At 55.4% G+C, this 9,340-nt stretch carries 10 protein-coding genes; 5 read left to right on the forward strand and 5 right to left on the reverse strand.

Annotation, left to right across the window (positions count from 1 at the left end):
* Positions 1–16: 16 nt before the first annotated feature.
* Positions 17–559 carry a hypoxanthine phosphoribosyltransferase gene (gene hpt, locus QWY83_RS14065; RefSeq protein ID WP_067545061.1) on the reverse strand — a complete coding sequence of 181 codons (543 nt, stop codon included), beginning with the start codon at positions 557–559 and terminating at the stop codon, positions 17–19.
* Between the two features lie 142 nt (positions 560–701).
* Between hpt and QWY83_RS14070 the strand changes: the two genes are divergently transcribed.
* Positions 702–1,145, forward strand: a complete 444-nt coding sequence (locus tag QWY83_RS14070) for a type II toxin-antitoxin system RatA family toxin (protein WP_249947071.1) — start codon at positions 702–704, stop codon at positions 1,143–1,145.
* Between the two features lie 36 nt (positions 1,146–1,181).
* On the opposite strand, the gene lipA is transcribed toward QWY83_RS14070, so the two are convergent.
* Complete coding sequence (lipA, locus tag QWY83_RS14075; protein WP_105235071.1) at positions 1,182–2,132, reverse strand: lipoyl synthase; 951 nt, start codon at positions 2,130–2,132, stop codon at positions 1,182–1,184.
* A 172-nt stretch (positions 2,133–2,304) separates the two neighbouring features.
* Here lipA and QWY83_RS14080 point away from each other — a divergent pair, with 172 nt between their 5' ends.
* A complete protein-coding gene (locus tag QWY83_RS14080) occupies positions 2,305–2,853 on the forward strand; it encodes a peroxiredoxin (RefSeq protein ID WP_067545071.1) in 549 nt (182 codons plus the stop codon).
* On the opposite strand, the gene QWY83_RS14085 is transcribed toward QWY83_RS14080, so the two are convergent.
* Both QWY83_RS14085 and QWY83_RS14090 read right to left on the reverse strand, forming a co-directional pair.
* A complete protein-coding gene (locus QWY83_RS14085; protein WP_249947070.1) occupies positions 2,850–3,782 on the reverse strand; it encodes a hydrogen peroxide-inducible genes activator in 933 nt (310 codons plus the stop codon). The genes QWY83_RS14080 and QWY83_RS14085 overlap by 4 nt on opposite strands.
* 120 nt (positions 3,783–3,902) lie before the next feature.
* Positions 3,903–4,838: a DUF6456 domain-containing protein gene (locus QWY83_RS14090; protein WP_353958955.1), complete on the reverse strand. Its 936-nt coding sequence runs from the start codon at positions 4,836–4,838 to the stop codon at positions 3,903–3,905.
* Positions 4,839–5,062: 224 nt separating this feature from the next.
* Between QWY83_RS14090 and QWY83_RS14095 the strand changes: the two genes are divergently transcribed.
* A complete protein-coding gene (locus tag QWY83_RS14095) occupies positions 5,063–5,362 on the forward strand; it encodes a DUF6477 family protein (RefSeq protein ID WP_249947069.1) in 300 nt (99 codons plus the stop codon).
* Between the two features lie 21 nt (positions 5,363–5,383).
* On the opposite strand, the gene QWY83_RS14100 is transcribed toward QWY83_RS14095, so the two are convergent.
* A complete protein-coding gene (locus QWY83_RS14100) occupies positions 5,384–6,934 on the reverse strand; it encodes a trimethylamine methyltransferase family protein (RefSeq protein WP_105235068.1) in 1,551 nt (516 codons plus the stop codon).
* A gap of 146 nt (positions 6,935–7,080) precedes the next feature.
* On the opposite strand from QWY83_RS14100, the gene guaA reads away from it, so the two are divergent.
* Together guaA and QWY83_RS14110 are read left to right on the forward strand one after the other, a co-directional pair.
* Complete coding sequence (gene guaA / locus QWY83_RS14105; RefSeq protein ID WP_249947068.1) at positions 7,081–8,640, forward strand: glutamine-hydrolyzing GMP synthase; 1,560 nt, start codon at positions 7,081–7,083, stop codon at positions 8,638–8,640.
* Positions 8,637–8,924, forward strand: coding sequence for a putative quinol monooxygenase (locus QWY83_RS14110; protein WP_249947067.1), 288 nt, complete (start codon positions 8,637–8,639; stop codon positions 8,922–8,924). Before guaA ends, QWY83_RS14110 begins: the two co-directional genes overlap by 4 nt.
* Positions 8,925–9,340 lie beyond the last annotated feature (416 nt).

The raw sequence follows: 9,340 nt of genomic DNA on the forward strand, positions 1-9,340 counted from the left end.
TTGGCCCCCTTTTCAATTAATCCTGTACGAATTTCACCGAGCCAATAAACGGCAAATTTCGGTTCCGCTGGGCAAAGTCGATACCGTAGCCGACAACGAATTCATCGGGGATTTCAAAGCCAGTCCAATCCGCCTTAAACGGCACCTCGCGACGCGCCGGTTTATCCAAGAGCGCAATCGTGCGTAACCGCGCGGGTTTGCGGGTTTTGAGATACTCAGTCACCTTAGACAGCGTGTGACCCGTGTCGATGATATCCTCGACCACTAGAACATCGCGACCCTCAATCTGACCGCGTAGGTCTTTGAGGATACGAACCTCGCGGCTGCTCTCCATTCCATCGCCGTAAGATGACGCCTCAAGGAAATCGACCTCAATCGGCAATCCGATCTCGCGCACCAAATCCGCGATAAACACGAACGACCCGCGTAAAAGCCCGACAACAACCAGTTTGTCAGTGTCTGCGAACTCTGTCTCAATCACCTTGGCGAGGGCTTCAATACGGGCGGCAATGGCCTTTGCGGAAATCATCTCGTCAATGACATAAGGACGGTTGGGCATCTGACTCTCCGTTAGTTTCGCCTCTTTGTCTGAAAACAGTCCGCCTATGTCAAAGTCGATTTTGGCTATGTGGCGAAATGGCCCTCTTGCATCGCGGGCTGTGGTCCGTAAGTAAAGACGCGATAAAACCGATGAGGCCAAAATGCCAAGCCACGCCGAGACAAAGGTACTGCCCTACACCGCAAAACAGATGTTCGATCTGGTTGGCGATGTGGCGAGCTACCCAAAGTTCCTTCCGTGGACGGCAGGCGCACGCATTCGGTCGGTGACTGATCACGGCGATCATGCGGTCATGCTGGCGGACCTTGTCGTGTCGTTCAAAGTCTTCCGCGAAAGCTTTGGGTCGCGTGTCACGCTCTGGCCCGAGAAGATGCAGATCGACACAGCCTACATCGACGGCCCGTTCAAGCACCTGAATTCCGTCTGGAACTTTCGCGATGTTGAGGGTGGCTGCGAAGTCGCATTTTCCGTGGATTTTGAGTTTAAGAACAAACTGCTCCAAGGGGCTGCTGGCATGTTCTTTAACGAGGCGATGTCGCGGATCGTGAAAGCGTTCGAGGATCGCGCGGGCATACTTTACGCCTAAACGAAAACGGCCCGCCGTAGCGGACCGTATGAAGGATTAGGCGAGGCCCAATTTCTTATTTCGCGCGTCCCGCAAACGGGCAAAATCGTCGCCTGCGTGATAAGACGAACGCGTCAGCGGTGTCGCTGAAACCATCAAGAACCCTTTGCCGTAAGCCGACTTTTCATAAGAGCCGAATTCCTCTGGCGTGATAAACGCATCAACGCGGTGGTGTTTTGGCGTCGGCTGAAGATATTGGCCAATCGTCAGGAAATCCACATCCGCAGAGCGCATGTCGTCCATCACCTGTAGCACTTGCTGCCGCTCTTCACCCAAACCGACCATGATGCCCGATTTGGTGAACATCGACGGGTCGAGCTCTTTCACGCGCTGCAAAAGGCGCAGCGAATGGAAATAGCGCGCTCCTGGACGTACCTCGTGATAGAGGCCCGGCACGGTTTCGAGGTTGTGGTTGAACACATCGGGCTTCGCCTCAACGACGATTTCTAGCGCCTCGGGTCCACATTTTAAAAAGTCAGGCGTCAGAACCTCAATCGTCGTCTCGGGCGACCGATGGCGCACAGCACGGATTGTTTGCGCGAAATGTTCCGCACCCCCGTCGTCCAGATCGTCACGGTCGACAGAGGTAATGACGACGTGGTTCAGGCCCAGCTTTTGTACTGCATCCGCAACACGACCCGGTTCAAATACATCAAGCGCGTTCGGTTTACCCGTTGCAACGTTACAGAACGTGCAGCCACGTGTGCAAATCTCGCCCATGATCATCATGGTGGCGTGACCTTGGCTCCAGCATTCGCCAGCGTTCGGGCACGCGGCCTCTTCGCAGACGGTCGCGAGCTTGTGGTCGCGCATAATAGCGGCAGTTTTCTTATACCCGTCAGAAGTCGGTGCCTTAACACGGATCCACGACGGCTTCTTCGGCTGAGCGTTGTCTGGACGGTGCGCCTTTTCAGGGTGCCGCTGATCCGGAATTTTAAGATCGCGCATGGGACCTCCTCCTGAGCGATGATGAAACCGAAATAGTCTCTTTATGAATTGAAAGCAATGAATGGCAGCTATGCGCCATTTGAGGGTTCGGTCTGAATTGTGGCTTGGGTAGAATCATTCTAAACAGCGGACAGAATTGCTGCACTGCAGAGCAACCTTTTAGGAGAGACAGATGAAAGTTGGTTACACGCTTCCCGACGTAACGTTTAAGACCCGTGTTCGTGATGAATCCGTTGGCGGCCCGAACCCGTTCCGCTGGCAGGACATGACCACTGCGGATTACTTTGCAGGCAAGCGCGTTGTTCTTTTCTCGCTGCCGGGCGCGTTCACCCCAACCTGTTCGACCTACCAACTTCCGGGTTTTGAGAACGGTTTTGCAGATTTCGCGGCAGAAGGCATCGATGAAATCTACTGCATGTCCGTGAACGACTCGTTCGTGATGAACAAATGGGCGCAGGATCAGGGTCTGAAAAACGTCAAAGTCATTCCTGACGGTTCGGGCGAATTTTCCCGCCGCATGGGTATGCTCGTCCGCAAAGATAACCTCGGCTTTGGTCTGCGCTCGTGGCGCTATGCATGCGTCGTCAATGATGGCGTGATTGAAGCGTGGTTCGAAGAGCCGGGCCTGAGCGACAACCACGGCGAAGACCCCTATGGCGTCTCCTCGCCCGAAACTGTGATGGCGTGGCTCAAAGAGGCCAACGCAACCGCAGCCGCCTAAGGCTGGCTCACTTGTCGGGCATGGGTCAAAAGCCCCTGCCCGGCATTCGTTAGAATACCCGCCAATTCGGTAAACCACCCATCGTCGGTCGTGGTTTCCCGCCGCACCAAGGCAAGCGTGCGCTTTGGCTCTGCCCCTTTGAACCGCATCAAAGACAGCCCCGATTGCGCGGCTTGCTCGGTTCGAACGGCAATCTCTGGCAGCAGTGTCAAACCGAACCCTTCGGCCACGAGGCCACATAGGGTCGACAGCGACGACGCACCGAGATCGACGCGACCGCGACCACGTAACCCGCAAACCTCTAGCGCTTGATCGGCAAGGCAGTGGCCTTCATCGAGGAGCAGCAGTTGATCAGGCACAATCTCGGTCGGGCGCAGCGCCTCCCCTCGGTCAGCTAAGGCCGCCAAACGCCCCTTTGATCCGGCCAGCAGAAACCGATCGTCAAACAGTGGATGCGCGACGAGACCCTTTTCCCCAATCGGTAGCGCCATCACCGCGGCATCGAGGCGCCCACGTTTAAGTTCCTCGATCAATCGGTCGGTCTGGGCCTCTCTGATCCGAAGCTCGAGCATCAAATCACGAGCACGAATTTCGGTAACGGCAAGCGGCAAAAGATAGGGGGCGACAGTCGGGATAACCCCCAACTTAAGTCTCCCTGACAGGCCCTTCTGGTCACGAACCGCTTTTTCGAGGTCTGCTACCTCTGCCATGATTTGACGCGCCCGATCCACGGCAACCTGTCCTGCCCGCGTTAGTCGAACTTCACGCGGCAAGCGTTCGAATAGATCAACGCCAAGGTTGCTCTCTATCTCTTTGATTTGAAGCGACAACGCAGGTTGCGAGACGTGAACGCGTTCGGCCGCGCCAACAAAGCTACCTTCTTCGGCCAGAGCGATCATATAGCGGAGTTGTTTGAATGTGGTTCGCATCAGGTGAACTTATTTAAAACTCAACTTAAGGCAAGTTTTCATTATCCGATTTTCGGCGCGTATTGGCCCTGCTCATCGTAATGGCGCTTTAATCGTTGTAACGCGATACGAAGCACGATTTTACCCGAGCGCGCGGCCCAGCCCCGGGCCGAGATCATGAAGGGCCGACAGAACACGCCGCCCCGCACCATCCAATTGAAATTCCGTCCCAGCGGGAGACATCATTAAGGCTGCCCAGTCCAATTGGGTGTTTGCCTCAATATTTGCTAGTTCGAAATCTTCGCGGAGCCGTTCCCCTGCGGTCACCAAATCTCGCGTCAGAAAAGGTTGCCCATCTTTCCCGCGTCGACGCGAAAGCCCAACTAGCGGACTTTCCGCAATTGTCACCCGCCCCGCCGTCCGAACGTCGTCAAAGAACCGCTCATCCATGGACGAAATGAACGGACTTTGCGGCTCTGCAAACCCACTGGTTTCGATCATTTGGCGAATTGCGGCGCGGCCGGTATTGGTGATCCGATAGCGCACGATGCGGGCTTCGGGATCGTCGCAACATATCCAATCGCGCAGCGCAAAGGCCTGCGCGACCGCGCGTTCCGTCACAGCCGTGCGCATTGTGCCACCGCTAGGATCATCCCGCACGACGACCGCCATTTCCATGTCGCGAGCAACCGCCAGAACGGCGCCCGTTTCACATAGACGCCGCAGGATACGGTTCGCTTCTCGGGTGATGTGGTCTTCGGTCAGACCATCAGGCTGCGGGTTTGGATCATTGCGCAGTTCGACATTCATAAAGTCTGTTTCCCCATCTGACGCTGATGACCGCGCAGGCATATGCCCCGCTAGCCGTCTGAGTGCATCATCGACCAATGGATCGTCACGTCGGTTTTCGAACCGTCGCACTTGGCGCAAAATCGTTGAGGCATGGCAGTCGCTCGCCCGTGCCAATGCCCGTATGGAAAGCCCCGTTTCGGTATGCGCCAAATAGTTCCGTGCGGCATCGGGCACCCACGCAGGCAGATGCGTGACGATGGCCACCCTTTCAGCAGTTACAGTCATAGTGTTCCCCAGATCGTCCATCCCACGTCAGGGCGCAGCGCCCTTAACACCTTTTCAACCTATAATTGCGTTGGTTACCTAAATGTTAAGGAAACCGCGCCATATCATAATGGTTTCAAAAAGATAAATTCTGGTAGCAGGACCGAACGCTGAAATAAGAACACACGCAACACGGGAAAACCTGTGTCAGGACATTCCAAATTCTGACGCGAAAGGACTGACCGATGTTGGATATCTTTGGAATGGTTGCGGTGCTTAATCGTCCGTCGCTTTTGGTGCGGACGGCGCGATTTGGCGTGGATGATTACAAACGAGCAATCCACCTGCCCCGTATTTTGCGCAGCCCATCATTGCCCAAATGCGCAGAGGCTTTGGTCAAACTATTGGAGCTAGAGCGGAGGATGAATGATCATCGGCTGGCCGCACGGGCCGAGTATTCGATTGCAAAGCACGTCGAAGTTCTGATTGCGATCATGGCCGAAGCCCGCGACCTGCGCGCCAATGCAAAACCCCACAGCGTTTGAGGCGCTGCGGGGCTGATTGTCTTAGGTAAAGCTATCGGGCATCGACGCTTTCTTGTTCGCGACATACTCGCGAAGCGCGCTTTCGATAGCTGGATCGAGAACCGGTTGACGGTAGTTTTCGATCATCTTTTCGACGCGATTGGCAGCGAGTGCACGGGTGTCACGTGCGCCTTCTTCGTCCCAAGTCTCAAACGGCTTGTAGTCAAAGAGGTCAGAGCGCCAGAACGCAGTCTGGAAGTTCGCCTGAGTGTGGGCACAGCCGAGGTAATGACCGCCAGGGCCGACTTCGCGGATCGCATCCATAGCTTGACCGTTTTCGGACATATCGATGCCGCGAGCCAGACCATGCAGGGCGCCGAGCTGATCAGCGTCCATCACGAACTTTTCAAAGTCCGCAACCAGACCACCTTCGAGCCAACCACAAGCGTGGAGCATGAAGTTCACGCCAGCCATCAGACCCATGTTCAGCGAGTTCGCAGTTTCATAGGCCGCTTGAGCGTCAGGCAGTTTTGAACCACAGAACGAACCAGCAGAACGATACGGCAGGTTCAGACGACGTGCGAGCTGACCAGCACCGTAAGTGATCAGAGCGGCCTCAGGTGTACCAAAGGTCGGAGCGCCCGACCCCATGTCGATCGAGGTCACGAACGCACCAAAGATCACTGGCGCGCCTTTGCGGACCAGCTGGCTATAAGCCACGCCTGCCAGAACTTCGGCCAGAACCTGAGTCAGCGTGCCAGCAACCGAAACCGGAGCCATAGCGCCGCCAACGATGAACGGCGAGATGATACAAGCTTGGTTGTTGCGAGCGTAAACTTCGAGTGCACCCATCATGATGCTGTCGAAAGTCATCGGCGAGTTGATGTTGATGAGCGAGGTCATCACGGTGTTTTCCTGAACGAACTCTTTGCCGAACAGGATTTCACACATTTCAACCGAATCTTGCGCACGGCTCGGTTCGGTCACAGAACCCATGAACGGTTTGTCCGACAGGGTCATGTGCGCCAGAAGCATGTCGAGGTGACGCTTGTTCACCGGAATATCGGTCGGTTCGCAAACGGTGCCGCCTGAGTGGTGAAGCCATTTTGACATGTAGCCCAGTTTCACGAACTTCTCAAAGTCAGCCATGGTCGCGTAACGACGACCACCGTTGCTGTCGCGTACGAACGGCGGGCCATAAACCGGAGCCAGAACGAGGTTCTTGCCACCAACCTCAACGTTGCGCTCGGGGTTACGAGCGTGCTGAATGAATTTCGACGGAGCGGTTTTGCACAGTTCACGAGCAAGGCCGCGGGGAATACGAACGCGCTCGCCCTGAACGTCTGCGCCTGCTGCTTTCCACAGTTCGAGCGCTTCTGGGTTATCGACAAAGTTTACGCCAACTTCAGCGAGAATCGTTTCGGCGTTCTTCTCGATGATTTCCAGTGCCTCGTCGTTCAGAACTTCGAGGTTAGGAATGTTGCGTTCGATGTATTTTGCCGTTTCGACGCTGACGGCAGACCGTTCCGCACGACGGGCAGCACCGCCACCCCCACGTCCACGACGACCACGAGCCTCTGCAACATCCGACATATTTATCCCTCCGGTAGGTGTTTGACGTTCAATACCGCGCCAAAAACACACGAGGTGCGGATTTTGCGTCCTATCGGGGGCAAAAGCGACATTTCCCTATCGACAATACGCTTGCGGTTTAGCGGCCGCGGCCCTATTCCGCAGGCATGACCCAGCATCAACGCCTCCTTATCATCGACTTCGGTTCTCAGGTGACGCAGCTGATCGCGCGCCGCCTGCGTGAGCTGAAGGTTTACTGCGAAATCCACCCCTATCAGTCGGTCACCGCTGAAACCATTCGTGAGCTTGCTCCGAAGGCTGTGATCCTCTCTGGTGGTCCTGACAGCGTGACGCGCGATGGCTCTCCCCGCGCGCCGCAAGAACTTTTCGACATGGGCCTGCCGATCTTTGGTATCTGCTACGGCCAACAAGTTATGATGGAACAGCTCGGCGGTAAGGTCGAAGCTGGACACCACGCTGAATATGGCCGTGCTTTTGTAACCCCTGCTGAGGGTCACAAAGGCGACGGTATCTTTGCTGGCCTCTTTGGCGAAGGCAAAGAACAGGTTTGGATGTCGCACGGCGACCGCGTCACGAAACTCGCCCCTGGGTTTGAGGTCATCGGTGTTTCGCCGAACGCCCCTCTTGCTATGGTCGCGGATGAAGCGCGCAAGTTCTACGCTGTTCAGTTCCACCCCGAGGTGCACCACACCCCGAACGGCGCCAAGATGCTGGAAAACTTTGTCAAAATGGCTGGGTTCACTGGCGATTGGACCATGGCGTCGTACCGTCAGGAAATGATCGAAAAAATCCGTGCCCAAGTCGGTGACAAACAAGTCATCTGTGCTCTGTCGGGTGGCGTTGATTCTTCGGTCACGGGTATTCTTTTGCACGAAGCGATTGGCGACCAACTGACCTGTGTGTTCGTGGACCACGGTTTGCTGCGCTTGAATGAGGCTGAACAGGTCGTCGCGATGTTCCGCGATAACTACAACCTGAACCTCATTCATGCGGACGAAAGCGATTTGTTCCTTGGCGAACTCGAAGGGATTTCCGATCCTGAGGTGAAGCGCAAAACCATCGGTAAGCTCTTTATCGACGTGTTCCAAAAATACGCGGACCAGATCGAAGGCGCAGAGTTCCTTGCCCAAGGCACGCTTTATCCGGACGTGATCGAATCCGTGTCCTTCTCGGGCGGCCCTTCGGTCACCATCAAATCGCACCACAACGTGGGCGGCCTGCCTGAAAAGATGGGCCTGAAACTGGTCGAACCGCTCCGTGAGTTGTTCAAAGACGAGGTACGCGCGCTTGGCCGTGAACTCGGACTGCCAGACAGCTTCATCGGTCGTCACCCCTTCCCTGGCCCGGGTCTCGCGATCCGCTGCCCAGGCGAGATCACCCGCGAAAAGCTGGAAATCCTGCGCAAAGCGGATGCCGTTTACATCGACCAGATCCGCAAGCACGGTCTCTATGATAAAATCTGGCAGGCCTTCGCTGCGATCCTTCCGATGCGCACCGTGGGCGTTATGGGCGACGGTCGTACCTACGACTATGCAGTTGCCATCCGCGCTGTGACTTCGGTCGACGGTATGACCGCAGACACCTATCCGTTCACGCAGGAATTCCTCGGCGAAACGATGACCCGCATCATCAACGAGGTCAAAGGCGTGAACCGCGTGTTCTACGACCTCACGTCCAAGCCTCCTGGAACGATCGAGCTCGAATGATCGAACTCACGGGATACATTGATGTCCCCGAAGGGCGGCGCGAGGCAATCGCGACCGCCCTTCCGCTTCATATCGAACTCACACGTGCTGAAACGGGTTGTGTGCGGTTCGACGTAATCCCTGATCCCAAGGTTGCAGGCCGTTACAACGTGTCCGAACTCTTTACCGATCGTGAGAGTTTTGATGCGCATCAGGCGCGGGTAAAGGCCTCTGCGTGGGGTGAAATCTCGGCTGGCATTCCTCGTGAATATGCAATCCGCGAATGGCCTGATCTCAAAAAATAAAGTAAACTGAACGGTTTATTTGATGCGGTGCCGCAACAGATTTGACCAACTGTCAAATTATCCGCGCGCCTATCCGTCTGTTAATCTTCCGTTTACCACGTCCCCTGTTACCTTAAGTCATGAGAAACATCTTACGCGGCGTCAGAATTGACCGATCAACTTTCGGTTAGCTAACGTTCACGTCATGGGAGAAGGAGACCGTCAGCTTACGTGACGGTAATCAGGGATCAAAAACATGAAAAAGTTTACAGGCGCAGGCATCGCCCTGCTACTCGGTAAGTTTTTGGTTGTATTCCCGTTACAGGCACAACAAATCTGCTAACACTCTGAATTCATTACATAGGCTAACCTTTAGTTCATCACAATACGGCACATAATGGTCAGTAATTTGGTCAGTAGAGCGTGAGAGCTTGTAC

The organism is Marivivens donghaensis (assembly GCF_030410045.1).
In the GTDB taxonomy this organism is placed as follows: domain Bacteria; phylum Pseudomonadota; class Alphaproteobacteria; order Rhodobacterales; family Rhodobacteraceae; genus Marivivens; species Marivivens donghaensis.

What these genes read in the sequence shown, in the direction of transcription:
- QWY83_RS14100 (WP_105235068.1), bottom strand. Translation starts at nt 6,934, where the DNA reads ATGTCGGATGTTGCAGAGGCTCGTGGTCGTCGTGGACGTGGGGGTGGC.
- QWY83_RS14095 (WP_249947069.1), top strand. Translation starts at nt 5,063, where the DNA reads ATGTTGGATATCTTTGGAATGGTTGCGGTGCTTAATCGTCCGTCGCTT.
- QWY83_RS14080 (WP_067545071.1), top strand. Translation starts at nt 2,305, where the DNA reads ATGAAAGTTGGTTACACGCTTCCCGACGTAACGTTTAAGACCCGTGTT.
- QWY83_RS14085 (WP_249947070.1), bottom strand. Translation starts at nt 3,782, where the DNA reads ATGCGAACCACATTCAAACAACTCCGCTATATGATCGCTCTGGCCGAA.
- QWY83_RS14070 (WP_249947071.1), top strand. Translation starts at nt 702, where the DNA reads ATGCCAAGCCACGCCGAGACAAAGGTACTGCCCTACACCGCAAAACAG.
- hpt (WP_067545061.1), bottom strand. Translation starts at nt 559, where the DNA reads ATGCCCAACCGTCCTTATGTCATTGACGAGATGATTTCCGCAAAGGCC.
- QWY83_RS14090 (WP_353958955.1), bottom strand. Translation starts at nt 4,838, where the DNA reads ATGACTGTAACTGCTGAAAGGGTGGCCATCGTCACGCATCTGCCTGCG.
- guaA (WP_249947068.1), top strand. Translation starts at nt 7,081, where the DNA reads ATGACCCAGCATCAACGCCTCCTTATCATCGACTTCGGTTCTCAGGTG.
- lipA (WP_105235071.1), bottom strand. Translation starts at nt 2,132, where the DNA reads ATGCGCGATCTTAAAATTCCGGATCAGCGGCACCCTGAAAAGGCGCAC.
- QWY83_RS14110 (WP_249947067.1), top strand. Translation starts at nt 8,637, where the DNA reads ATGATCGAACTCACGGGATACATTGATGTCCCCGAAGGGCGGCGCGAG.